The sequence below is a fragment of the Streptomyces sp. NPDC088910 genome, from assembly GCF_044749865.1.
GTDB lineage: Bacteria > Actinomycetota > Actinomycetes > Streptomycetales > Streptomycetaceae > Actinacidiphila.
Window position 1 is genome coordinate 970886 of the sequence record NZ_JBIVIV010000001.1, and the last position, 23368, is coordinate 994253.

Annotated in this window: 21 protein-coding genes and 1 tRNA gene; 9 read left to right on the top strand and 13 right to left on the bottom strand. The window is 71.9% G+C overall.

Going from position 1 to position 23368, the window contains the following annotated elements; all coding sequences use genetic code 11:
* Window positions 1-19: 19 nt before the first annotated feature.
* Complete coding sequence (locus tag ACIP4Z_RS04040) at window positions 20-1354, bottom strand: ROK family transcriptional regulator (RefSeq protein WP_401304892.1); 1335 nt, start codon at window positions 1352-1354, stop codon at window positions 20-22.
* A gap of 56 nt (window positions 1355-1410) precedes the next feature.
* Here ACIP4Z_RS04040 and ACIP4Z_RS04045 point away from each other — a divergent pair, with 56 nt between their 5' ends.
* Window positions 1411-2475: a Gfo/Idh/MocA family oxidoreductase gene (locus tag ACIP4Z_RS04045; RefSeq protein WP_401304894.1), complete on the top strand. Its 1065-nt coding sequence runs from the start codon at window positions 1411-1413 to the stop codon at window positions 2473-2475.
* Window positions 2472-2954: a heme-degrading domain-containing protein gene (locus tag ACIP4Z_RS04050; RefSeq protein WP_355343140.1), complete on the top strand. Its 483-nt coding sequence runs from the start codon at window positions 2472-2474 to the stop codon at window positions 2952-2954. Before ACIP4Z_RS04045 ends, ACIP4Z_RS04050 begins: the two co-directional genes overlap by 4 nt.
* A gap of 113 nt (window positions 2955-3067) precedes the next feature.
* On the opposite strand, the gene rox is transcribed toward ACIP4Z_RS04050, so the two are convergent.
* The 4 genes from rox to ACIP4Z_RS04070 form a co-directional block, all read right to left on the bottom strand.
* Window positions 3068-4495: a rifampin monooxygenase gene (gene rox, locus ACIP4Z_RS04055; protein ID WP_401304896.1), complete on the bottom strand. Its 1428-nt coding sequence runs from the start codon at window positions 4493-4495 to the stop codon at window positions 3068-3070.
* A gap of 259 nt (window positions 4496-4754) precedes the next feature.
* Complete coding sequence (locus ACIP4Z_RS04060) at window positions 4755-5609, bottom strand: fumarylacetoacetate hydrolase family protein (RefSeq protein WP_355343134.1); 855 nt, start codon at window positions 5607-5609, stop codon at window positions 4755-4757.
* Window positions 5610-5813: 204 nt separating this feature from the next.
* Entirely contained in the window at window positions 5814-6710 is an 897-nt protein-coding gene (locus ACIP4Z_RS04065) for a class E sortase (protein WP_401304898.1), read from the bottom strand.
* A gap of 33 nt (window positions 6711-6743) precedes the next feature.
* A complete protein-coding gene (locus ACIP4Z_RS04070) occupies window positions 6744-8315 on the bottom strand; it encodes a DUF445 domain-containing protein (protein ID WP_401305052.1) in 1572 nt (523 codons plus the stop codon).
* Window positions 8316-8671: 356 nt separating this feature from the next.
* On the opposite strand from ACIP4Z_RS04070, the gene ACIP4Z_RS04075 reads away from it, so the two are divergent.
* A complete protein-coding gene (locus ACIP4Z_RS04075; RefSeq protein WP_391047094.1) occupies window positions 8672-9805 on the top strand; it encodes an aminotransferase class V-fold PLP-dependent enzyme in 1134 nt (377 codons plus the stop codon).
* A gap of 199 nt (window positions 9806-10004) precedes the next feature.
* Entirely contained in the window at window positions 10005-11147 is a 1143-nt protein-coding gene (locus ACIP4Z_RS04080) for a N(5)-(carboxyethyl)ornithine synthase (RefSeq protein WP_401304901.1), read from the top strand.
* A gap of 169 nt (window positions 11148-11316) precedes the next feature.
* On the opposite strand, the gene ACIP4Z_RS04085 is transcribed toward ACIP4Z_RS04080, so the two are convergent.
* From ACIP4Z_RS04085 to ACIP4Z_RS04095, 3 genes are all read right to left on the bottom strand, one after another.
* Window positions 11317-12267 carry an ATP-binding cassette domain-containing protein gene (locus ACIP4Z_RS04085; RefSeq protein ID WP_401304902.1) on the bottom strand — a complete coding sequence of 317 codons (951 nt, stop codon included), beginning with the start codon at window positions 12265-12267 and terminating at the stop codon, window positions 11317-11319.
* Between the two features lie 118 nt (window positions 12268-12385).
* Window positions 12386-13150, bottom strand: a complete 765-nt coding sequence (locus ACIP4Z_RS04090; protein WP_355343292.1) for an ABC transporter permease — start codon at window positions 13148-13150, stop codon at window positions 12386-12388.
* 199 nt (window positions 13151-13349) lie between these two features.
* A complete protein-coding gene (locus tag ACIP4Z_RS04095; RefSeq protein WP_401304904.1) occupies window positions 13350-14153 on the bottom strand; it encodes an ABC transporter permease in 804 nt (267 codons plus the stop codon).
* A gap of 328 nt (window positions 14154-14481) precedes the next feature.
* On the opposite strand from ACIP4Z_RS04095, the gene ACIP4Z_RS04100 reads away from it, so the two are divergent.
* Window positions 14482-16773, top strand: coding sequence for a transglycosylase domain-containing protein (locus ACIP4Z_RS04100; protein WP_401304906.1), 2292 nt, complete (start codon window positions 14482-14484; stop codon window positions 16771-16773).
* Between the two features lie 161 nt (window positions 16774-16934).
* Here ACIP4Z_RS04100 and ACIP4Z_RS04105 read toward each other — a convergent pair whose 3' ends face one another.
* On the bottom strand, window positions 16935-17237 hold the full coding sequence (locus ACIP4Z_RS04105; protein ID WP_188282170.1) for a co-chaperone GroES: 303 nt from the start codon (window positions 17235-17237) through the stop codon (window positions 16935-16937).
* Between the two features lie 61 nt (window positions 17238-17298).
* Window positions 17299-17631, bottom strand: a complete 333-nt coding sequence (locus tag ACIP4Z_RS04110; RefSeq protein ID WP_355343113.1) for a DUF3618 domain-containing protein — start codon at window positions 17629-17631, stop codon at window positions 17299-17301.
* Window positions 17632-17743: 112 nt separating this feature from the next.
* Here ACIP4Z_RS04110 and bcp point away from each other — a divergent pair, with 112 nt between their 5' ends.
* Together bcp and ACIP4Z_RS04120 are read left to right on the top strand one after the other, a co-directional pair.
* Window positions 17744-18211, top strand: a complete 468-nt coding sequence (gene bcp / locus ACIP4Z_RS04115) for a thioredoxin-dependent thiol peroxidase (RefSeq protein ID WP_355343110.1) — start codon at window positions 17744-17746, stop codon at window positions 18209-18211.
* 84 nt (window positions 18212-18295) lie between these two features.
* Window positions 18296-18382, top strand: a tRNA-Leu gene (locus ACIP4Z_RS04120).
* Window positions 18383-18434: 52 nt separating this feature from the next.
* On the opposite strand, the gene rdgB is transcribed toward ACIP4Z_RS04120, so the two are convergent.
* The 3 genes from rdgB to ACIP4Z_RS04135 form a co-directional block, all read right to left on the bottom strand.
* On the bottom strand, window positions 18435-19040 hold the full coding sequence (rdgB, locus tag ACIP4Z_RS04125; protein ID WP_355343107.1) for an RdgB/HAM1 family non-canonical purine NTP pyrophosphatase: 606 nt from the start codon (window positions 19038-19040) through the stop codon (window positions 18435-18437).
* A 155-nt stretch (window positions 19041-19195) separates the two neighbouring features.
* The gene (gene rph / locus ACIP4Z_RS04130) at window positions 19196-19927 is read right to left on the bottom strand and encodes a ribonuclease PH (RefSeq protein WP_355343104.1); all 732 of its coding nucleotides are present in this window, start codon (window positions 19925-19927) and stop codon (window positions 19196-19198) included.
* A gap of 156 nt (window positions 19928-20083) precedes the next feature.
* Complete coding sequence (locus ACIP4Z_RS04135; RefSeq protein WP_188282159.1) at window positions 20084-20317, bottom strand: glucose PTS transporter subunit EIIB; 234 nt, start codon at window positions 20315-20317, stop codon at window positions 20084-20086.
* A 216-nt stretch (window positions 20318-20533) separates the two neighbouring features.
* Between ACIP4Z_RS04135 and ACIP4Z_RS04140 the strand changes: the two genes are divergently transcribed.
* Together ACIP4Z_RS04140 and ACIP4Z_RS04145 are read left to right on the top strand one after the other, a co-directional pair.
* Window positions 20534-21832 carry a PTS transporter subunit EIIC gene (locus ACIP4Z_RS04140; protein ID WP_355343101.1) on the top strand — a complete coding sequence of 433 codons (1299 nt, stop codon included), beginning with the start codon at window positions 20534-20536 and terminating at the stop codon, window positions 21830-21832.
* Window positions 21833-22043: 211 nt separating this feature from the next.
* Window positions 22044-23303 carry a PTS transporter subunit EIIC gene (locus ACIP4Z_RS04145; protein ID WP_391117287.1) on the top strand — a complete coding sequence of 420 codons (1260 nt, stop codon included), beginning with the start codon at window positions 22044-22046 and terminating at the stop codon, window positions 23301-23303.
* Window positions 23304-23368: the final 65 nt, after the last annotated feature.

The window sequence follows — 23368 nt, forward strand, 5'->3', positions numbered from 1 at the left end:
ACGGGCGGGCGGGGACGCGTCAGGCGTGGGTGAGGACATTGCCGAAGAGCGGGGCCAGGACGAGCAGGGCGGCGCCCTCGGCCACCGCGCGGGGGCCCGCCGCGGCGAATCCCACGGGCACGCTCCGGCCGCGTTCGGCCAGCACGGCCGCGACCTGCTCCGCGAAGACGGCGGGCGCGGCCAGTACGGTCCTGCCGCCCAGCACCACCTGGTCGATGTCGAGCAGCGCGACCAGATTCGCCGCCCCGACGCCCAGCAGCCGGGCCGCGCCCACGGTGTCGCCGCGCCCGGCCGCCGCCAGGCACAGCGCCTCCAGGCAGCCCCGGTTGCCGCACTCGCACAGCACCCCGCCCAGCTCCACCGCCTGGTGCCCGAACTCCCCCGCCCCGGTCCGCCCGCCCCGGTACACCTCCCCGCCCAGCACCAGCCCGGCGCCGAGCCCGGCCCCGAGGTGCAGATACGCGAAGGCCGGGGGGCCGCCTGCGGCGGGGCGGGGACGGACGGCTGCGGACCACTCGCCGGGGGCGGCGGCCGGGGGCGGTGAGCCCTCCCCGGTCCCGGCCAGAACGGCCCCGGTCGGGGCGCTTCCCGCCGGGACGGCCTCGGCCAGGATCGACAGGGCCGCCGCGTTGGTGTTCTTGTCGAGGGCGACCGGGAGGCCGAGGGCGGCGGCCAGGCGGGCGCGGAGCGGGACGCCCTGCCAGTGCGGGAAGCCGGTGACGCGGTGGAGGGTGCCGGTGCGGTGGTCGAGGGGGCCGCGCATGCCGACGCCGACGCCGAGGACGGCGCCGGGGGCGCGGGCGGCGATGAGCCGTACTTCGTGGACGATCGCGGCGAGCGCGGACTCCACGGGCAGGCCGAGGTCCAGCGGCGCCTCGCGTTCGGCGACGGTACGGCCGGTGAGGTCGGTGAGGACGGCGGTGAGCCGTTCCCCGTCGAGGTGGACGCCGACGGCGTGCCGGGCGCCGCTGACGAGCCGCAGTTCGGTGCGCGGCTTGCCGCCGGTCGAGGCGCGCCGCCCGGCCTCCTCGACCAGCCCCTCGGCCCGCAGCCGGGCGGTGATCTTGCTGACCGCCTGGGGGGTGAGGCCGGTCCGCTCGGCCAGCTCCAGGCGGCTGATGCCCCGCGCGCGGCCGTCCGTACCGCCGCTGCCCGTTCCGCCCCTGCCCGTACCGCCGCCGCCCGCACCACCGCTGTCCGTGCCGCCGCCGCTCGTACCCCGGCTGTCCGTATCGCCGCTGTCCGTGCCTGCGTCGGCGGGCGACAGCGTGGCCGTACGGAGCAGGCCGAGGACGAGCGCGGCGTTGTGGCTGCGGAGGGCGGGGAGGTTGGCGCCGGGCGCGGACGGGTTCACCCCGCCATTGTCCCGCCCGCTTGCACTTTGGCAACACTGTTGCCAAAGTGGAGCGCATGAGCACCTCCGGCACTCCCCTTCGCGTCGGCCTCGTCGGCTACGGCCCGGCCGGCTCCTTCTTCCACGCCCCGCTGATCGCCGCCACCGAGGGCCTGGTCCTCGACACGATCGTCACCGGCAGCCCCGAGCGCCGCGCCCAGGCGCTGGCCGAGCACCCGGACGTACGCTTCGCCGCGGCGGCCGACGAGCTGTGGGCGCGCGCGTCCGAGCTGGACCTGATCGTCCTGGCCTCCCCCAACCGCACCCATGTGCCGCTGGCCACCGCCGCGTTGGACGCCGGGCTGCCGGTCGTGGTGGACAAGCCGCTCGCGGGCACCGCGGCCGAGGCGCGCGAACTGGCCGCCTTCGCCGAGCGCCGCGGCCTGCTGCTCTCCGTCTTCCAGAACCGGCGCTGGGACAGCGACTTCCTCACCCTCCAAGGGCTGCTGGACAAGGGCGAGTTGGGCGAGGTGCAGCGCTTCGAGTCGCGGTTCGAGCGGTGGCGCCCGCAGCCCAAGGGCGGCTGGCGCGAGTCCGGCGACCCTGCCGAGATCGGCGGCCTGCTGTACGACCTCGGCAGCCACCTCGTCGACCAGGCGCTCGCGCTGTTCGGCCCGGCCGCCCTGGTGTACGCCGAGTCCGACGTCCAGCGGCCCGGCGCCGCCGCGGACGACGACACCTTCATCGCCGTCACCCACGCCAACGGCGTCCACTCCCACCTGTGGATGAGCGCCACCACCGCCCGCCTCGGGCCGCGCTTCCGCGTCCTCGGCAGCCTCGGCGGCTACGTCACCTACGGCCTTGACCCGCAGGAGGCCGCGCTGCGCGAGGGCCTGCGCCCCGGCGAGGGCACGGCGTGGGGCGCGGAGCCGGAGTCCTCGTGGGGCACCGTCGGCACCGACGACAACTCGCGCCGGGTGCCGTCCGTGCCCGGCGACTACCCCGCCTTCTACGCCGGTGTCCTGGCCTCCCTGCGCGACGGCACCCCGCCGCCGGTCACGGCGCTGGAGGCCGCCGCCGCCCTGGACGTCCTGGAGGCCGCGAAGCTCTCGGCCGCGCAGGGCCGGACGGTGGCGCTGTGACCGCGCCCGGTGGCGAGCGGGTCGCCGAACTCGTGGCGCAGGAAGCGGAGTTGGTGTTCCCCCGGTTCACCCACGACGACGCCTGGCGGCTCGGCTCCCTGCTGGTCGAGATGGCCCGCGAGGGCGGCGCCGCCGTCACCGTCGACATCCGGCGCGGCGGTCAGCAGCTCTTCCACCACGCCCTGGACGGCACCACCCCCGACAACGACGCCTGGCTGGCCCGTAAGGCGCGGGTCGTCGAGCGCTACCACGCCTCGTCACTGCTGGTCGGCGAGCGGTTCCGGGCCAAGGGCGGCAGCTTCGAGGAGTCCTCGCGGCTCGACCCCGACCTGTACGCGGCGCACGGGGGCGCGTTCCCCCTGCGGGTGGCGGGAGTCGGCGTGGTCGGGGTCGTCGCCGTCTCCGGCCTCCCGCAGGTCGAGGACCACGCGCTGGTCGTGGCGGCGCTCACCCGCTATCTGGCGGAGGCGGGCGCCTGACGGCGAGCGGGGTGGGTGGCCGTGATCGCCGTGAGCTTGACGGTCGGTCGCCGTGAGCTTGACGGTCGCCGTGAGCTTCATGGTCGCCGTGATCGCTCAGTCGGCGTGATCGCTCAGTCGGCGGGGGCCCCGAACCACTTCGGCATCAGGGCGCGCAGGTCCGCCTGGTCCTCGCCGACCCACACGACATGGCCGTCCGGGCGCAACAGGACTCCGGGGACGTCCAGTTCCTCGCTGACGTCGACCACGTGGTCGACCCGGTCCGCCCACCCGTCGACCGAGAGCGCGCCGGTCCGGTCGAGCAGCAGACCGCGCCCCTGGCGCATCAGCCCGTAGAGGTGGCCGCGCTTCAACTCCACGTCGCGCAGCCGCCGGCCGAGCAGTTCGTGCCCCTCGCCGACGTCGTAACGGATGGCGATCGCGGTGATCTTCTCGATCAGATACGTGTTGACGTTCTCGAACTCGGCCAGTTCCGACAGCAGTCGGCGCACCGCCATGGCTCCCGGCTCCGTGGACATCAGCTCCATCTGGGCGCGGGTGTTGTCCAGTACGGCGGCGGCCACCGGGCGGCGCTCGGTCTCGTAGGTGTCCAACAGCCCCTCCGGGGCCCAGCCGTTGACGGCGGCGGCCAGCTTCCAGCCGAGGTTGAACGCGTCCTGCACGCCGAGGTTGAGGCCCTGGCCGCCGGTCGGCGGGTGGATGTGCGCCGCGTCCCCCGCCAGCAGCGCCCGGCCCACGCGGTAGCTGTCCGCCAGGCGGGTCGTGTCGCCGAACCGCGACAGCGAGCGCGGTGAGTGCACGCCGAAGTCGGTGCCGCCGAAGGCCGTCAGCCGCTCCTTGAAGTCCTCCAGCGTCGGCGGGACCGCCCTGTCTTCGCTGACGCCCTTCGCGGGCACGACCACCCGGTACGTCCCGTCACCGAGCGGCATCGCCCCGAAGCGCTTCTCGGTCTTGCGCACCTCGGCCGTCACGGCCGCCAACGTCTCCTGGTCGACGTCCAGTTCCATCTCGCCGATCAGCGTCTCCACCCTGCTCGGCTCCCCCGGGAATCCGATGCCGAGCAGCTTGCGCACCGTGCTCCGGCCGCCGTCGCACCCCACGAGGTACCGCGACCGCAGCCGCGACCCGTCCGCCAGCTCCGCCGTCACCCCCTCGTCGTCCTGGCTCAGCCCCACGACCTCGCAGCCGCGCCTGAACTCCACGCCCAGCTCCCGCGCGTGCTCGGTCAGCAGCCGTTCGGTGACCGTCTGGAAGATCCCCAGCACATATCCGTGCGCCGTATCCAGCCGCCGCGGCCACTCCTTGCCGAGCCCCCCGAAGAATCCCCCGACCCGGTGCTGCGTCCCCAGCGCCAGGAACCGCTCCAGCAGCCCGCGCTGGTCCATGATCTCGATGCTCCGCGCGTGCAGCCCCAGCGCCCGCACCAACGACGTCGGCTCCGCCTCCCGGTCCAGCACCACGACGTCCACGCCCTGCAACCGCAGCTCGCTCGCCAGCATCAACCCCGTCGGCCCACTGCCGACGACGGTCACGTCCACCATCAGATGTCCCCGTCCACAAAGCCGTGCATTCCGCCAGATTCACCGCACCTCTGGCCTCCGGCCGCCCATTGTGCGACCCCAGCACCCCCTTGCCGCAAGGCCCCCCTTGCGCTATACCTTAAGAAGGGCAAGGAGTACCCACTCTCCTTGCCCATTCGCATACCCGGCCTCCGCCCGTCACGGCGTGACGGGCTTCGGGGCGGGCCCGCCCGGGAGCGGGCCCGCTGTGCGCGTGCCGGTCAACGGCCGCGCGGTGGGGTCAGGCGGACGTGAACTGCTGGCGCTGCGTGCCGAGTCCGTCGATGCTCAGCTCGACGACGTCGCCGGGCCGGAGGTACGGCTTGGGTTCGGGCTGGCCCATCGCCACACCGGCGGGGGTGCCGGTGTTGATGACGTCGCCGGGGTAGAGCGTCATGAAGTGGCTGAGGTAGCGGACGACTTCGGCGACGGGGAAGATCTGGCTCGCGGTGGAGCCGTCCTGCTTCAGCTCGCCGTTGACCCAGAGCCGGAGGCGCAGGGCCTGCGGGTCGGGGACCTCGTCGGCGGTGACGAGCCAGGGGCCGAGGGGGTTGAAGGTCTCGCAGTTCTTGCCCTTGTCCCACTGGCCGCCGCGCTCGATCTGGAACGCGCGCTCGGAGACGTCGTGCGCGATGGTGTACCCCGCGACGGCGGCCAGCGCCTCCTCGTGCGAGGCGGCATAGCGCAGTTCGCGGCCGATGACGACGGCCAACTCCACTTCCCAGTCGGTCTTTTCGCTGCCGCGCGGCACCAGCACCGTGTCGTCGGGGCCGACGACCGTGTCCGGGGCCTTCATGAACACGACGGGCTCGCCCGGCGCCTGGGCGCCGGTCTCGGCCGCGTGGTCGTGGTAGTTGAGCCCGATGCAGACGATCTTGCCTATCCGGGACAGCGGCGGGCCGACCCGCAGCGACGGGTCGAGCGACGGGAGCGAGCCGTCGGCCGCGGCCTCGGCCACCGCGGTGAGCGCCGCCGAATCGGCGAGGAGCTTCCCGTCGATGTCGGTCACCAGACCGCTCAGGTCACGCAGGACACCGTCTCCGTCGAGCAGGGCCGGGCGCTCCGCCCCGGCGGGGCCGACTCGCAGCAGCTTCACGTGGGTACTCCCATTTTTTCCGGTCGCCTCTGGGCGACCTGCCCCGGTCCGGGGCTCGGTCATCGGTCGGCACCCGGTGGGAACGGTCATCGGATGTCTTGTCCGATCCTCCAACTCCGCCCCCGGCCCGCGCAACCCCCGGCCCACCCCGTGGGACAGCCGCCCCGGCGGGAGAACAGCACGGGCCCGGGCCCCGGACAGGCCCTAGCGGGAGGCGGTGGATTGGAGGGTGCCCCAGAGGACGAGGCGGTAGCGGGAGGTGAATTCGGGAGTGCAGGTGGTGAGCGTGATGTAGTGCGCGACCCCGCGCATACGGGCGGAGGAGTGGACGGAGCTGTAGGGAACGGGCGCGATGACGGTGCCGTCGGAGGCATACGTCTGGGGAAGGACTTCACGGATCACGTACGTGTAGCGGTAGGCGGCCGTCTCGACCTCGACGGTGTCGCCGACGCGGAGCCGGTTGATGTAGCGGAACGGCTCGCCGTGGGTGTTGCGGTGCCCTGCGAGGGCGAAGTTGCCGGTGGCGCCGGGCCCCGCGGTGCCGGGGTAGTGGCCGACGTAACCGTGGTTGAGGATCGCGGACTTGCTGATGCCCTCGGCGATCGGCGCGGTGATCCCGATCCGGGGAATGTGGATGACGGCGAAGCCCGGATCGCGGGTGCCGCCCTTCGAGGAGGGCGGCGGCGCGGCGGCGGACGGGGCCGGGCCGCTCGGCGTGACGGCCGGATCGTCACTCGGCGCGACGGTACCCGGCGAGGGCGCCGCGGGAGAGGGCGACGGCGTGCCCCAACTCCGTTCCAGCGCGGCGACTTCGCGCCGGGCCGCCGCGTGCGCCTGCACATTGGTCCACCACAGCTGGTGGACGACGAGCAGGAGTACGAGCACCCCCGCGGTCATGGCCAGTTCGGCCGCCGCCCACAGCAGCCGCCCGGTCAGCGAGCGCCGCGGACGGGGCCCGCGGCCGTAACCGGGGCCGTACGCCTGCCCGTAGCGGCGGCCGTAGCCGCGCCCGTAGGCGACGACGCGCCGCCGCCGGGGCGGGCCCGACCCCCGCCTGGACGTCGCACCCCGCCGGCCGTGCCGTATCTGACGAACCGTCACATCGGCAACGATACGGCGGTACGGCGCCGCCCGTCAGCCCCCCGCGAGGCGGGAGATGGCGAAGATGGCCAGGCCCGCGAGGGCGCCGACGACGGTGCCGTTGATCCGGATGAACTGGAGGTCGCGGCCGACGTGGTTCTCGATCTTGCGGGACGTCTGGTCGGCGTCCCAGCCCGCGACGGTCTCGGAGATCAGCGAGGTGATCTCGTCGCGGTAGGTGGTCACGAGATACGTGGCGGCGTCCTCCAGCCAGACGTCGACCTTCTCCTGGAGCCGCGGGTCGGTGGCCAGCTTGCGGCCGAGCGACAGCAGGGAGGCGCGGGCGCGCATCCGCAGCTCGCTGCGCTCGTCCTCGGCGGCGGCGACCATCATCGTGCGCACCGCGCCCCACACGGACGCGATGAGGTCCTGCACCTCGCCGCGCGCCAGCAGGTCCCTCTTCAGCCGCTCGACGCGGGCGCGGGTGTCCGGGTCGGACTGGAGCTCGACGGCGAAGTCGCCGAGGAAGCGGTCGACGGCGCCGCGCGCCGGGTGGCCGGGGGAATCGCGCATCTCGGTGACGAAGCGCAGCAGCTCCTTGTAGACCCGCTCGCCGACCTTGCGGTCCACGAAGCGCGGGGTCCAGCCGGGGGCGCCGCCCTGCACCGCGTCCATGACGGAGTCGCCGTGCTCGACCAGCCAGTCGTGGGCGCGGACGCAGACCAGGTCGACCATGCGGCGGTGGCCGCCGTCGGCGACGATCCGCTCCAGCATCTTGCCGAGCCCCGGCGCGACCTCCTGGGCCTCCGCGCGCCGGGTGATCGCCTCGCTGACCACGGCCTGCACGTCGGAGTCGCGCAGCACCGTGAACATGCCGCGCAGCGCGGCGGCGGCCTGCTCGGTGACCTTGTCGGCGTTGGCGGGCTCCGACAGCCAGCCGCCGAGCCGGGTGCCGATGCCGACCGCCCGCAGCCGGGTGCGGACGACCTCGGCCGACAGGAAGTTCTCGCCGACGAAGTCGCCGAGGCTGGCGCCGAGGGCGTCCTTCTTGGTCGGGATGATCGCGGTGTGCGGGATGGGCAGGCCCAGCGGGCGGCGGAAGAGCGCGGTGACCGCGAACCAGTCGGCGAGCGCGCCGACCATGCCCGCCTCCGCGGCGGCGGCCACGTAACCGGCCCAGCCGCCCGCGCCCCGCGAGTCCGCCCACTTCGCGAGCGCGTAGACGACGGTCGCGACCAGCAGGAAGCCGGTCGCGATCAGCTTCATCCGGCGCAGGCCCCTGCGGCGCTCCTCCTCGGCCGCGGCGCCGCCGGGCGCGTCGGCCAGTCCGCCGCGCGGTGAGGGCCGCCCGCGCGGGGCGGAACCGGGCCCGGAGCCGGAGCCCGAGCCGCCGGAGCCCCCGGAGCCGCCGTGGCCCCCGCCGCCTGCGCCGTTCCGGGACGCGCCGCCGGGGCCCGAGCCGTCGGCCGTCGGCGCAGCGTCCCCGGCCTCGGGCCCGAGCGCGATCCGTCCGCCTGATTCCGGCCGTGCGCCGTTGGCCGCGGGGCCATGGGCCGCCGGGGCCGCACTGCCCGCACCCGCCGCCCCGCCCGTACCGGTCCCGCCGCTCGTGCTCGCCGTTTCCATCCGCTCCCGCTCCGCCCGCGTGTCCACCCGGGTATTGTCGCCGCCCGCGGCCGTCACGGCCCGGTGATCCTTGTCGTACGCGCACACGTACGCCAGCCCGTACGCGCTCCGGTACGCCAGCCCGTACGCGCCCACGTACGCCTGCCCCCTACCCGCTCCCGCTTCCCGCTCCCGTGCGCCTCCTCGTCCGCGCGCCCGTACCCGTCGTGCCGGCGCTTTCCCCCCGCGCCGACAATGGGGGAACGAACGGCGGGTTCCCGGTGCCTCCCGGCACCGGGAACGGCCCACGACGCACGCATACCCCCGCACGGCACCGCCACGTACGAGCGACAGACAGCGACAGGGAGCACACCGCGATGACAGCGCCGCACGCCACCGGAGGGCTGCCCGGTTACGCCGAGCACTTCGAGGAGCCGGAGGGCTATCTCGACTTCGCCCGTTACGGTCCGCCCTCGCGGGACGTGCTGGCCGCGACGGCCGAGGCGCTGGAGAGGTCGGCCCACGCCGACCAGGACACGGTGAACGACCTGATGCGCGCCGAGCCCAGGGCGCGGGAGGCCGCCGCCCGGCTGGCGGGCACCGACGCGGCGCACACGGTGCTGCTGCCGAACACCTCGACCGGCCTGTTCCACGCGGCCTTCGGCCTCCCGGCGGGCACGGTGCTGGTGCCCGCGGGCGAGTTCCCCGCCAACCACTACCCGTGGCGGCGCAGCGCGGAGCTGGGCCGCGCCGTACCGCGCGTGCTGGAGCCGGACGCGCGGGGGCGGATCACCGCGGACGCCGTACGGGCGGCGCTGACCGACGACGTCGTGGCCGTGTCGGTCAGCGCCGTGGACTTCCGGACCGGCTACCGGGCGGATCTGGCGGCGCTGCGCGAGGTGATCGGCCCGGACCGGCTGCTGGTGGTGGACGCCATCCAGGGCTTCGGGGTGGCGGATCTGCCGTGGGCGGCGGCGGACGTGGTGGTCGCGGGCGGCCAGAAGTGGCTGCGGGCGAGCTGGGCGACCGGCTTCGGAATCCTCTCCGACCTCGCGCTCGACCGTCTGGAGCCGACGCTCGGCGGCTGGACCGGCGTCGAGGACGCGGGCGTCTTCGACGACGTCGAGCACCCGCCCGCGCCCGGCGCCCAGCGCTGGAGCACCACCAATCTGAGCCCGGTCACGGCCGCCGCGCTGGCCACGGCGCTGGAGCTGGTGGAGGGCGTCGGCGTACCGGCCGTCGAGGCGCACATCCGCGCGCGGGTCGGCCAGTTCATCGACGCCGTCCGGTCCTGCGGCGGCGACGTCCTGTCCCCCACCGACCCCGCCGAGCGGGCCGGGATCGTCTCCTTCCGGCTGCCCGGCACCGACCCGCGGCACGTGGCGAAGGCCCTGCACGCGCACGGGGTCACGCCGTCGGTCCGTACGGACTCGGTACGGCTGTCCGCGCACGCCTCCACCCGGCTCGCGGCCGTCGACCGCGTCCGCGCGGCCCTGACGTCGCTGCGCTGATCCGGCGGCGGGCGGCCCCGCGCACGCGCGCCGCCCACAGCGGCTGTCCCCGTCCCCCGCGTCCCCCGTGCCGCCCCTGACGCGGGGGGCGTCGCGCCCACTCCCCGTGTGCTACACAGGGAGTAACCAAAGGGGCATTTTGCAGCAGCTCAAGCAGCACAGGCAGAACCCGCAGCAGCCGCACCTCACGCTCGGAATCATGGCGCAGACGCGCAAGGAGAACGAGCACCGTCTGCCCATCCATCCGGCCCACTTCGAACGCATCGACGCCGACCTGCTCGGCAGCATCTATCTCCAGACCGGTTACGGCGAGCACTTCGGTGTGCCGGACGAACAGCTCGCGCCGCTCGTCGCCGGTTTCCGGCGGCGCGAGGAACTGATCGCCGAGTGCGATGTCGTCCTGCTGGCCAAGCCGCTCCACGAGGACCTGGCGGAACTGCGCGAGGGCCAGGTCCTGTGGGGCTGGCCGCACTGCGTGCAGGACGAGAAGGTCACCCAGGCCGCGATCGACCGGCGGCTGACCCTGATCGCCTTCGAGGCGATGAACCACTGGCACCGCAACGGCTCGTTCAACCTGCACGTCTTCCACAAGAACAACGAGCTGGCCGGATACTCCTCGGTGCTGCACGCCATGCAGCTCACCGGGGTCACCGGTGACTACGGGCGGCGGCAGCGCGCGGTCGTGATCGGCTTCGGCGCGACCGCCCGCGGCGCGGTCACCGCGCTCAGCGCGCTGGGCGTGCACGATGTGGACGTGCTCACCGCCCGCGGTGTGACGGCCGTCAGCTCGCCCATCCACTCCGCGCGGATCGTGCACTTCGACCACGACGAGGCCGACGACACCCTCGACCCGCGGCGCAGCGTCGTCCTGACCGAGGACGGCCCGCAGCCGCTGGCCGGATTCCTCGCCGGGCACGACATCATCGTCAACTGCGTGCTCCAGGACACCGACGCGCCGCTGATGTTCCTGATAGAGGACGACCTGCCCAGCCTCGCGCCCGGCACGCTGATCATCGACGTGTCCTGCGACGAGGGCATGGGCTTCGCGTGGGCCAGGCCCACCACCTTCACCGACCCGATGTTCACCGTCGGCGACCACGTCCAGTACTACGGCGTCGACCACAGCCCGTCGTACCTGTGGAACTCGGCCACGTGGGAGATCAGCGAGGCGCTGCTGCCGTATCTGCGGCGCGTCCTGGAGGGCCCGGCGGGCTGGGACGCGGACGACACCCTGCGGCGGGCGATCGAGATCCGCGGCGGGACCGTGCAGAACCCCAAGGTGCTGGCCTTCCAGCACCGCGCCGAGGAGTATCCGCACGACCACGTCCCGGCACGGCCGTAGCCGTATCGCCGGCCGGGGCGCGTACGGCCTCGCGGTCGTCCGCGCCCCGGCCGGTCGGGGGCGGTCTGTCGGGGCGGTCCGTCAGGTGCGCCCGGTCGGGGGCGGTCCGTTCAGGTGCGCCCGTCAGGTGCGGACCGCTTCAGGTGCGGTCCGTTCAGGTGCGGTCCGTTCAGGTGCGGTCCGCGCCGTACATCCGGGCGATGACGTCCTCGATGGCCGGTTCGCGGACCGACAGGTCCACCAGCGGGTAGTCGGCGGCGACCGCGGCGACCAGCGGGGCGGCGCTGGCCTGCGCGGGGAAGGCCAGCCACTGGCGGGGGCCCTCGACCTTGACGCAGCGGGCGCCCTCGACCTGGACCGGGGGCAGCTCGCGGGCGAAGTCCGCCACCAGGGTCCGCTCGCTCTCCCCGACCGCGTGCAGCCCGCCGAGGTCCCCGTCGTACATCAGGCGGCCGTGGTCGATCACCATCACCCGGCGGCACAACTGCTCGATGTCGGTGAGGTCGTGCGTGGTGAGCAGCACCGTCGTGCCGCGTTCGGCGTTCACCGTGCGCAGGAAGTCGCGCACCTTGGACTTGCTGATCACATCGAGCCCGATCGTCGGCTCGTCCAGGTACAGCACCTCGGGATCGTGCAGCAGCGCCGCCGCGATGTCGCTGCGCATCCGCTGCCCCAGCGAGAGTTGGCGCACGGGCACGTCCAACAGCGGCCCCAGGTCGAGGAGTTCGACGCAGGCCGCGAGATTGCGGGTGTAACGGGCGTCGTCGATCCGGTACATGCGGCGGACCAGTTGGTACGAGTCGCGCAGCGGCAGGTCCCACCAGAGCGTGGTGCGCTGGCCGAAGACGACACCGATCCTGCGGGCCAGCCGGGTACGGTCGCGCGTCGGGTCCAGGCCGCAGATCCTGATCCGGCCGCCGCTGGGGTTGAGGATGCCGGTGAGCATCTTGATCGTCGTGGACTTCCCCGCGCCGTTGGGCCCGATGTAGCCGACGATCTCGCCGCGCGGCACGGTGAAGGAGATCCCGTCCACCGCCCGCACCTGGCTGCGCACCCTGCGCAGCGCGCCCGCTTTGCGGCGTACGTCGAAGACCTTCTCGACGCCGTCCAGCGCGATCACGGTGTCTGTGCCGGGTCCCGGCCCGCCCCCGGCACCTGTGGCGCCTGCTCCGGTGGCTCCCGCTCCCGCGGCTCCCGTTCCTCCGGTTGCTCCTGTGCGTTGCTCGATCACGGCCGTCTCAACTCCCTGTGCTGCGGTACGTACGAAGGGCCGCGCGCCAGGCGAGCCCGGCCAGGCCGCAGCAGAGCGCGGCGACCAGGGGGGAGGCGAAGTCGACCCAGCCGGGCAGGCCGAGCGGGTCGGGTTCGCCGAGGATGCGCAGGGCGGGCAGCCAGTTGACGAAGGCGAGCGGCACCACGAAGGTGACGCCGCGCACGAGGTCGCGGGCGAAGATGCCCGGCGGGTACTGGAGCATCGTGTTGCCGCCGTAGGTCACCGAATTCTGCACCTCGGAGGCGTCGCCCGCCCAGAACTGGAAGGCGCCGCCCGCCACGTACACCGCGCAGAAGATGACCGCGCCCGACAGCACCGTCACGGGCAGCAGCAGGACGGTGACCGGCGACCAGTCGATGTCCGCGTGCGCGACCGCCCAGCCGAGCACGATCAGACCCTGGGTGATCCGGCCCAGCCTGCGCAGCGCGAACCGGTCGGCGGCGACCTGCGCGAGCACCGGCACCGGGCGCAGCAGCAGCGTGTCGAGCGTGCCGTCCCTGATCCGGCGGCCGAGCCGGTCCATGGAGCCCAGCACCAGATCGGCGACGCCGAAGGACGTGCTCGTGGTGCCGTACAGGAACGCCACCTCGGCGAGGGTGAAGCCGCCGAGCACGGTGATGTGCGAGAACATCAGCAGGATCGTCACGAAGTCCAGGCCGGTGGCGGCGAAGTTGCCGAACGCGGTGAGGACGAAGGACGTCCGGTACGCCATCGTGGACCGCACCCACATGCCGACGATCAGCCGGTAGGTCCGCCACGTCTCACGGACGGTGAACCACGCGCCGCCTGCGGTGTCGTACGGGTCGACGGCCCCGACCGATTCGACGGAGCCGAAGCCCCCGACGCCCCGCGAGCCGTCGAAGCCCCGGGAGTTCCCGAAGCTCCGGCCGTCCTCGGCGCGCCCGGCGCCGTCGCGGACCGTGGATTCCTCAGCCACCCTGCACCACCACTCTGCGCGCCGCGACGGCCTGCAACGCGCGGCCGGTCAGCAGCAGCGCCGCCGCCCAGCCCGCCTGGAAGGCCAGCGCGAGCAGCGCGTCCGTCCCCCGGTGCCGCTCCAGCAGCACATCGGCGGGCACCTGGAGCATCGCCGCCCACGGCATCGACCGCGCGAACGTGCCGAGCCAGCCCGGGAAGACGGTCAGCGGCAGCAGCATCCCGGAGAAGAACAGCCCGGCCAGGAAGGCGACCTGGCTGACGCCCGCCCCGTCCAGCAGCCAGAAAGCGCTCAGCGCCACCAGGAACCGCACCGCGAAACTCACCACCACCCCCAGTGCCACCGACACCAGGAACAGCAGCCAGGTCACCGGCCGCGTCGGCAGCGCCAGATCGAACGCCAGCGCCCCGCACACCATCGGGATCACGCCGCGCCCCATCAGCTGGAAAGAGGCCCGGCCCAGATCCGCCGCCAGCCACCACCCCTGGAGGTCGGCCGGGCGGTACAGGTCCACCGCGATGTCACCCGACCTGATCCGCTCCATCAGCTCGTCCTCGAAGCCGCCGCCCATCAACGCCATCGTCTGGAGCAGCGCCTGCCCGATCCAGACATACGTCAGCGCCTGCGCCTCGGTGTAACCGCCGAGGTGCGGGCGCTGACCCCACAGCGCCACATAGCTGTAGGCGACAATGAAACCGAAGACCGTATTGGTGAAGACACCCGCCGCGGTCGCCGTCCGGTAGGTGGCGTAACGCCGGAAACCGCGCACCACCACGGCCCCGTAGAAGCCGCCCATCACTCACTCACCCCCGAAAAAGACGCAAGTCGGCGAGCCTAGTACGCGGCGAACCCCACCCACCACCGGTTTTCTCCGCGGCGTTCCGCACCCCGGCGACCCACCCCAACGGGTGACACGCGTGCGCCGTCCGGCCTGTCACAGCCCTGTCACGGATGCGCGGCGTTGAACCCCGGCGGGCTAATGGTGCGACAGTGTTTGGCGGCGGCCTACGTAAGCGTACGTAACGATTGGTCCATCATGTTCCGCCGCGGACCAACCCCGGCAGCGGCGGAGGAGTCCCAACAGATATGAGCCACGAGCCGAAACCGACGACGGGCGAGCGGGCATGACCGGCGGGCAGGGCTGGGGACCGCGCCCGACGCTCACCGACCGCAGGGGACGGCCGCGCCGTACCGGCCTGCGCCGGCTGCTGCCGACCTGGCGCATGGTCACCGGCGGCGTACTCGCCGTCCTGATCGTCCTCATCGGCGGCTTCTTCCTCGGCTACGCGCTGGTCTCCATCCCCGACCCGAACGCCGCCGCCACCGCGCAGAGCAATGTGTACGTGTACGCGGACGGCACGACGGAGATCGCCCGCGACGGCGCGATCAACCGTGAGAACGTCACCCTCAGCGGCGTCGCCAAGACCGCGCAGCACGCCGTGCTCTCCGCGGAGGACCGGAATTTCTACCACGAGTCCGCCGTCAGCCCCAAGGCCATGCTCCGCGCCGCCTGGAACACCGCCACCGGCAAGGGCAGGCAATCCGGCTCCACCATCACCCAGCAGTACGTGAAGAACTACTACCTGAACCAGTCGCAGACCGCGGTCCGCAAGGTCAAGGAATTCTTCATCGCCATCAAGCTGGACCGCAACGAGACCAAGGACCAGATCCTCGAGGGCTATCTCAACACCAGCTACTACGGGCGCAACGCGTACGGCATCCAGGCCGCCTCCCAGGCGTACTTCGGCGTCAACGCCAGCGAATTGACGACCGCTCAAGGCGCCTATCTGGCAACGCTGTTGAACGCGCCCAGTGAATACGATCTGGTCGCCCACCCGGAGAACGCCCCGGCGGCGAAAGGCCGTTGGAACTACGTACTGGACGGCATGGTCAAGGAGGGCTGGCTCAGCCAGTCCGAGCGCAACGCGACGGTCTTCCCCGGCATCGACAAGCCCAAGCCCGTCGCCAGCAAGGCGGGCCAGCGCGGCTACATCATCGAAGCCGTCAACCGCTATCTCTCCGACAACCACATCGTCGACGCCGACACCCTGCGCCTGGGCGGCTACCGCATCGTCACCACGATCCAGAAGCCCAAGGAAGACGCCTTCGTCGCCGCCGCCCAGAGGAACATCTACGACCGGCTCGGCCACAGGACCGTCGACAAGTACGTCCGCGCGGGCGGCGCGTCCATCGACCCGGCCACCGGCAACGTCGTCGCCCTCTACGGCGGCATCGACTACACCAAGCAGTACGTCAGCAGCGCCACCAACGCCACGTATCCGCCCGGCTCGACCTTCAAGCCGGTGATCTTCGCCTCCGCCGTCCAGCACGAGTCCTCGACGCAGGACAAGGAGCCGATCACCCCCAAGACGGTCTACGACGGCACCAACAAGCGCGAGGTGATCGGCCCGGACGGGCCCACCGGCTACAAGCCGGAGAACGAGGACCAGGGGTCCTACCCCGACATCACCGTCACCCGCGCCATGGACAAGTCCGTCAACGCCGTCTTCGCGCAGATGGCGCAGGACGTCGGCACCCGCAAGGTGATCGACACCGCGCACGACCTGGGCATGCCGGACGACGTCAAGATCCCCGAGACACCCGCGATGGCGCTCGGCGCCTTCGGGGCCAGCCCGCTGGACATGGCGCAGATGTACGCCACGCTCGCCAACCACGGCAAGGAGATCCCGTACTCGCTCGTCCTGAAGATCACCAAGGACGGCAACGACGTGAGCCTGCCCAAGCGCGACGCCGTCCAGTCCGTGCCCCGCCAGGCCGCCGACACCACGACGTCCATCCTGCGCAGCGTCGTCGACAGCCCCGGCGCGACCGCGACCGTCGCCCAGGACTCCGGCTGGCCGTCGGCCGCCAAGACCGGTACGGCGGACGACGACATCGCCGCCTGGTTCGCCGGCTACACGCCCAAACTCGCCACCGTGGTCGCCGTGTTGGGCATGAACCCGGACAACGGCAAACAGGAGAAGCTGTACGGCGCGATGAATCTGCCGCGGATCAACGGCGGCGGGCCGCCCGGCTCGGTGTGGGCCGACTACACGGCGGCGGCGCTCAAGGGCGTGCCCAAGCAGAACTTCTCGCTGGACGTGCAGAGCGGCCTGCCCACGCAGCCGCCGGCGACCACCGCGAGCCCGACCGACACGCCGACGTCGACGCCGCCCACGTCCGAGCCGCCGACCACCCCTCCCCCGACGACCACCGTGCCGCCCACCACGCAGCCGCCGACCACGGAACCGCCCACGACGCAGCCCCCGACCACCGAGCCGACCCCGTCCGACACGTTCAACCCGATCGGCGGGGTGACGGGCGGGACGAGTCCGGGCGGCGGGGGCGGTGGCGGCGGGGGCGGTGACGGGAGCGGTACGGCGGGGCCGGACGGGAACAGTTCACCGGGCGGGTGAGGAGGCCGGGCGCGGGCGCCCGGCATGTGCGGGGCCGGGCCGCGGGCAGGGGCCTCAGCGGCCCGGCTCCGGGGAACCACCGGCCTCAGGGATTCCGGTCATCCACCGGTCTCAGGGATTCCGTCATCCACCGGCCTCAGAGCGTCCGTCATCCACCGGTCTCAGAGATACAGCCCGGTGGAATCCTCCGAGCCCTGGAGCCGCTCGGCGGCGACCGCGTGCAGATCGCGCTCCCGCATCAGGACGTACGCGACACCGCGCACCTCGACCTCGGCCCGGTCCTCCGGGTCGTACAGCACCCGGTCGCCGACCTCGACGGTCCGCACATTCTGCCCGACGGCCACGACCTCGGCCCACGCCAGGCGCTTGCCGACGGCCGCGGTCGCCGGAATCAGAATCCCGCCGCCACTGCGGCGTTCACCCTCACCGCTGTCCTGGCGCACCAGAACGCGGTCGTGCAGCATGCGGATGGGCAGCTTGTCGTGCTGCTCGCTCTTCGAACTCTTCGAACTCACGGCCACGACGTTACCGGCGGCGCCGCCACACCGTGAGACCGGCCACCGCGGCGACCAGCGCCACCCCGGCGACCGCCGCCGGAATGACCCGCTCGGGGCGGGGCGCGCCCTTCTCGTCGACGAAGTGCGCACGCGTCCTGCCGACCGCGCGGTTCGCCGCCACGAACGCCTGCCCGACACTGCGGTCCACCGCGGAAACGGCCTTGGCCTTGGTGTCCCGGACAATCGTCACCGGGTGCACCCGTACCGCGATCTCGTCCAGCGTCGACGCCAGATCCTGCCGCCTGCGGGTGATCTCCGCCTCGATCTGGGCGGCCGTCCTGACTTCCGACCCTTCCGACACCGCGGTTCCTCCATCGCCTGATTCGGTAGCGTTCGGACAGTCTGTCAGTACGACGCGGCCCGCGCCCCGTCGGCACCCCCGAATGCGCCCCATTGCACAAGGAGTTTCCCTCATGTCCGAGCGCCTGGCCCCCGGCGACACCGCCCCCGACTTCACCCTTCCGGACGCCGACGGCAAGCCCGTCTCCCTCGCCGACCACCGCGGCCGCAAGGTCATCGTCTACTTCTACCCGGCCGCCCTCACCCCCGGCTGCACCAAGCAGGCGTGCGACTTCACCGACAATCTCGACGTCCTCGCCTCCGCCGGGTACGACGTCATCGGCGTCTCCCCCGACAAGCCGGAAAAGCTCGCCAAATTCCGCGAGAAGGAATCCCTCAAGGTCACCCTGGTGGCGGACCCCGACAAGGCCGTGCTCACCTCCTACGGCGCCTTCGGCGAGAAGAAGCTCTACGGCAAGACCGTCACCGGCGTCATCCGCTCCACCGTCGTCGTCGACGAATCCGGCAAAGTCGCCCACGCCTTCTACAACGTCAAGGCCACCGGCCACGTCGCCAAGCTCCTCAAGGACCTCGCCGTCTGACGTGACCACGTATCCACGTACGCGGGGGCGGGCGCGACCACGTACCGCGGACGACACCGGGTCGATATCATGGTGAGGTTGCACGCGGCCGTGTCGTAACAGGCAGCCGAGCTGGGTTTAGATCCCAGTGGGAGAAATCCCGTGTGGGTTCGAATCCCACCGGCCGCACCATGTATGGCCTGCGATTCAAAGGTCGAATCGCAGGCCATTGTCATGCGCGGGGTCAGGCCAGGAGCTCCGCCACCAGGGGGGTCAGGGCGCGGAAGGCTTGGCCGCGGTGGCTGATGGCGTTCTTCTCCGCGGGGGTGAGTTCGGCGCAGGTGAGGGTGGAGCCGTCGGGCTGGAGGATGGGGTCGTAGCCGAAGCCGTTGGTGCCGGCGGGGGCGGTGCGCAGGGTGCCGCGGAGGCGGCCTTCGACGACGCGGGTGGTGCCGTCGGGGAGGGCGAGGGCGGCGGCGCAGGTGAAGTGGGCGGCGCGGTGGGGGGTGTCGATGTCGCCGAGCTGGGCGAGGAGCAGGTCGAGGTTGGCCGCGTCGTCGCCGTGCTTGCCCGCCCAGCGGGCGGAGAAGATGCCGGGGGCGCCGCCGAGTACGTCGACGCAGAGCCCTGAGTCGTCGGCGACGGCCGGCAGCCCGGTACCGGCCGCCAGCGCCCTCGCCTTGAGCAGGGCGTTCTCGGCGAAGGTGACGCCGGTTTCCCTGACGTCGGGGATCTCGGGGTAGGCATCGGCCCCGACGAGGTCCACGTCCAGGCCGCTGTCGGCGAGGATCGCGTGGAGTTCGGTGACCTTGTGTGCGTTGCGAGTGGCGAGTACGAGGCGGCGCGTCATGGGGGAATTATCTCCGGCCGGATGCCGTGGCCGTTGAGGCGGTCGTGTGACGACGGTTCACGCGCCCCCTCCCCCGTGGCCGCGCCTCCCGACGGGTGCGGCGCGCGTGGCTGTCAACACGCGGCAGCCGCCGGGAGGGTGGCGTCGAGCGGGGTTCAGGCGGTGGCCGCCAGGGCGGCTTGCTGGGCGGCGGTGAGGTCGGCGCAGCCGTTGACGGCGAGGGCGAGGAGGGCGTCGAGTTCGGCGCGGTCGAAGGGCTGGCCTTCGGCGGTGCCCTGGACCTCGACGAAGCGGCCGTCGCCGGTGCAGACGACGTTCATGTCGGTTTCGGCCTTGACGTCTTCTTCGTAGGCGAGGTCGAGGAGGGGGACGCCGTCGACGATGCCGACGCTGACGGCGGCGACGGTGCCGGTGAGGGGCTGGGCCTTGGCGCGGATGAGGCGGTTGGTCTGCATCCAGGTGACGGCGTCGGCGAGGGCGACGTAGGCGCCGGTGATGGCGGCGGTGCGGGTGCCGCCGTCGGCCTGGAGGACGTCGCAGTCGAGGACGACGGTGTTCTCGCCGAGGGCTTTGTAGTCGATGACGGCGCGCAGCGAGCGGCCGATCAGGCGGGAGATCTCGTGGGTGCGGCCGCCGATCTTGCCGCGGACGGATTCGCGGTCGCCGCGGGTGTTGGTGGCGCGCGGGAGCATGGAGTATTCGGCGGTGACCCAGCCCTCGCCGCTGCCTTTGCGCCAGCGGGGTACGCCTTGGGTGGCGCTGGCGGTGCAGAGCACGCGGGTGTCGCCGAAGGAGACGAGGACGGAGCCCTCGGCGTGCTTGCTCCACGCGCGCTCGATGGTGACGGGGCGGAGCTGGTCAGGGGTGCGGCCGTCGAATCGTGACATGCGCGTGAGCCTATCCGGGTGAGGCCGCCGCGCAGGACCGGGTGGGTCCGGGACCGCGGGGCCCGTCGGGGGCCCGGCCCGCGGCCGTCGGCGGGAACGGGGAGGACCGCGCCACGGGAGTGACGCGGTCCTCGGACGTTCAGCGCGGGCGCCGCGTCACATCATGTCTTCGATGTCCGCCGCGATCGGGTCCGCGTCGGTGCCGATGACGACCTGGATGGCGGTGCCCATTTTGACGACGCCGTGGGCGCCCGCGGCCTTGAGGGCGGCCTCGTCGACGAGGGAGGGGTCCCGTACCTCGGTGCGCAGCCGGGTGATGCAGCCCTCGACCTCTTCGATGTTGTCGAGTCCGCCGAGACCGGCGACGATCTTCTCAGCCTTGCTGGCCATCTCTTGTCTCCTGTTTCCCTGACCCACCGTGAGTCCGATATGTCACGGTAACGCACGGTTGGCCCAACTTCACGGGCGGTTGACCCCCGGGTGGACCACCATGGCGCTCAGCGGCGCCCCCCTGCCGGACGGGCGCCGCCTGCGTACAAGTGGTCTAAACCAATGTACGGCCACTGTACGCGAACGCCCGCAGGCAGCAGTCAGGGAGGACACCGAATGAGTTCGGCCACCGCGTCCGCGGCGCCCCGCAAACCCTGGTTGAGCGTGCTGTTCCAAGGGCTCCAGAAGATGGGCCGCAGCCTCCAGCTGCCGATCGCCGTCCTGCCCGCCGCGGGCATCTTGAACCGGCTGGGCCAGCCGGACGTCTTCGGCGCCGACGGCCTCGGCTGGGACCGGGTGGCCAAGGTCTTCGTCGGCGCGGGCGGCGCGCTGCTGGACGGCTCGATCGGTCTGCCGCTGCTGTTCTGCGTGGGTGTGGCCATCGGCATGGCCAAGAAGTCCGACGGCTCGACCGCGCTCGCCGCGGTGGCCGGTTTCCTGGTCTACAACGGCGTGCTGCACCAGTTCCCCAAGGACTGCGGGCCCGGCACCGTACTGTCGGCGGGCGCGTGCATCGCCAAGGACGGTACGGCGGCGGCAGCCACGTACCAGAACCCCGGTGTCTTCGGCGGCATCGTGCTCGGGCTGCTGACCGCGTACTTCTGGCAGCGCTTCCACCGCACCAAGCTGGTCGACTGGCTCGGCTTCTTCAACGGCCGCCGCCTGGTGCCGATCATGATGGCCGGGGTCGCGATCGTCTTCGCGGTGATCTGCACCTGGGTCTGGCCGCCGATCGGCGACGCGCTGACCAGCTTCAGCAAGTGGCTGGTGGACCTCGGCGCGATCGGCTCGGGCATCTTCGGTGTCGCCAACCGCGCGCTGCTCACGGTGGGTCTGCACCAGTTCCTGAACACCTTCGTGTGGTTCCAGTTCGGCGACTTCACCAAGCCGGACGGCACGGTCGTGCACGGCGACATCCCGCGCTTCCTGGCAGGCGACCCGACGGCCGGGCAGTTCCAGACCGGCTTCTTCCCGATCATGATGTTCGCGCTGCCCGCCGCCGCGCTGGCCATCGCGCACACCGCCAAGCCGCACCGCCGCAAGGAGATCAGCGGCATGATGCTCTCGGTCGGCCTGACGTCGTTCGTCACCGGGATCACCGAGCCGATCGAGTACTCCTTCCTGTTCATCGCACCGCTGCTGTACGCCTTCCACGCGGTGCTGACCGGCGTCTCGATGGCGGTCTGCTGGGGGCTGGGCGCCAAGGACGGCTTCAGCTTCTCGGCCGGTCTGATCGACTACTGCCTGAACTGGAACCTGGCCACCAAACCCTGGCTGCTGCTGATCGTCGGCGCGTGTTTCGCCGTGGTCTACTACGCGCTCTTCCGCTTCGTGATCGTGAAGTTCAACCTGGCCACGCCGGGCCGGGAGCCGGACGAGATCGAGGCCGAACTGGAGCAGGGCAACGTAAAGTAACGATTCAGCGTCGTAAAAGCCCCCAAGTCCCCGGACTTGGGGGCTTTTGTCATGTCACCCAGCGTGTGACTCATGGCACACGCAACGATCCGGAATCATGGATTCCTTTACGCCTCCCTCACGTGTTAAAACTGGTCTACACCACTGAGTGGTATAGACCACGGCGGCGGGCCGTCCCCTTCCATGCGCCCGCCTCACCAGGAGGAATCTGATGAGTACGGCCACCGGCGCGGCGGCTCCCGCGAAGAAGCGGGGCTCCGGCCTGTTCCAGGGTCTGCAGAAGGTGGGACGGAGCCTCCAGCTCCCGATCGCCGTCCTGCCGGCCGCGGGCATCCTGCTCCGGCTCGGCCAGCCCGACGTCTTCGGCGCCGACGGTCTGGGCTGGGGCAAGGTCGCGACCGTCTTCGCCGAGGCCGGCGGCGCGGTCTTCGACAACCTGCCGCTGCTGTTCTGCATAGGCGTCGCCATCGGCTTCGCGAAGAAGTCCGACGGCTCCACCGCGCTGGCCGCCCTGGTCGGCTTCCTGGTCTACAGCCGGGTCCTCCAGGCGTTCCCGGTCACCGACGCGGTCGTCAACACCACCGCCAACAAGGGCGTCGACGTCGCGGCCACGTACAACAACCCCGGTGTCCTCGGCGGCATCCTGATGGGTCTGCTGGCCGCCGTGCTGTGGCAGCGCTTCCACCGCACCAAGCTGGTCGACTGGCTCGGCTTCTTCAACGGCCGCCGCCTCGTCCCGATCATCATGGCCTTCGTCGGCACCGGCATGGGTGTCTTCTTCGGCCTGGTCTGGAAGCCGATCGGCGAGGGCATCAGCAACTTCGGCGAGTGGATGACCGGCCTCGGCGCGGTCGGCGCCGGCCTGTTCGGCCTGATCAACCGCGGTCTGATCCCGGTCGGCATGCACCAGTTCGTGAACTCCGTCGCCTGGTTCCAGATCGGCGACTTCAAGGACGCCTCCGGCACGATCGTGCACGGCGACCTGACCCGGTTCTTCGCCCACGACCCGACCGCGGGCCAGTTCATGGCGGGCTTCTTCCCGATCATGATGTTCGGCCTGCCCGCCGCCGCGCTGGCCATGGCGCACACCGCGCGCCCCGAGCGCCGCAAGGCCGTCATGGGCATGATGCTCTCGCTCGCCCTGACCTCGTTCGTGACCGGTGTCACCGAGCCGATCGAGTTCTCGTTCATGTTCATCGCGCCGCTGCTGTACGCGATCCACGCCGTGCTGACCGCCGCGTCGATGGCCATCACCTGGGCGCTGGGCGTGCACGCGGGCTTCACCTTCTCCGCGGGCTTCATCGACTACGCGCTGAACTGGAACCTCGCCACCAAGCCGTATCTGATCATCCCGATCGGCCTGGTCTTCGGAGCGATCTACTACTTCGTCTTCCGGTTCGCGATCGTCAAGTTCAACATCCCCACCCCGGGCCGCGAGCCCGAGGAGGAGATCGAGGACATCACCAAGTGACGTACGGGCGCTGACAGTTCAGCCACCCGCGGCGGGTCCGGGACCGGATACGGTTACGGGCCCGC

Bases quoted from the DNA above. Each gene is read 5' to 3' on its own strand.
- bcp (WP_355343110.1), top strand. From the start codon at position 17,744: ATGTCCGAGCGCCTGGCCCCCGGCGACACCGCCCCCGACTTCACCCTT.
- ACIP4Z_RS04140 (WP_355343101.1), top strand. From the start codon at position 20,534: ATGAGTTCGGCCACCGCGTCCGCGGCGCCCCGCAAACCCTGGTTGAGC.
- ACIP4Z_RS04135 (WP_188282159.1), bottom strand. From the start codon at position 20,317: ATGGCCAGCAAGGCTGAGAAGATCGTCGCCGGTCTCGGCGGACTCGAC.
- ACIP4Z_RS04100 (WP_401304906.1), top strand. From the start codon at position 14,482: ATGACCGGCGGGCAGGGCTGGGGACCGCGCCCGACGCTCACCGACCGC.
- ACIP4Z_RS04145 (WP_391117287.1), top strand. From the start codon at position 22,044: ATGAGTACGGCCACCGGCGCGGCGGCTCCCGCGAAGAAGCGGGGCTCC.
- rdgB (WP_355343107.1), bottom strand. From the start codon at position 19,040: ATGACGCGCCGCCTCGTACTCGCCACTCGCAACGCACACAAGGTCACC.
- ACIP4Z_RS04045 (WP_401304894.1), top strand. From the start codon at position 1,411: ATGAGCACCTCCGGCACTCCCCTTCGCGTCGGCCTCGTCGGCTACGGC.
- rox (WP_401304896.1), bottom strand. From the start codon at position 4,495: ATGGTGGACGTGACCGTCGTCGGCAGTGGGCCGACGGGGTTGATGCTG.
- ACIP4Z_RS04070 (WP_401305052.1), bottom strand. From the start codon at position 8,315: ATGGAAACGGCGAGCACGAGCGGCGGGACCGGTACGGGCGGGGCGGCG.
- ACIP4Z_RS04095 (WP_401304904.1), bottom strand. From the start codon at position 14,153: ATGGGCGGCTTCTACGGGGCCGTGGTGGTGCGCGGTTTCCGGCGTTAC.
- ACIP4Z_RS04105 (WP_188282170.1), bottom strand. From the start codon at position 17,237: ATGCTGCACGACCGCGTTCTGGTGCGCCAGGACAGCGGTGAGGGTGAA.
- ACIP4Z_RS04080 (WP_401304901.1), top strand. From the start codon at position 10,005: ATGGCGCAGACGCGCAAGGAGAACGAGCACCGTCTGCCCATCCATCCG.
- ACIP4Z_RS04075 (WP_391047094.1), top strand. From the start codon at position 8,672: ATGACAGCGCCGCACGCCACCGGAGGGCTGCCCGGTTACGCCGAGCAC.
- ACIP4Z_RS04090 (WP_355343292.1), bottom strand. From the start codon at position 13,150: ATGTGGGTGCGGTCCACGATGGCGTACCGGACGTCCTTCGTCCTCACC.
- rph (WP_355343104.1), bottom strand. From the start codon at position 19,927: ATGTCACGATTCGACGGCCGCACCCCTGACCAGCTCCGCCCCGTCACC.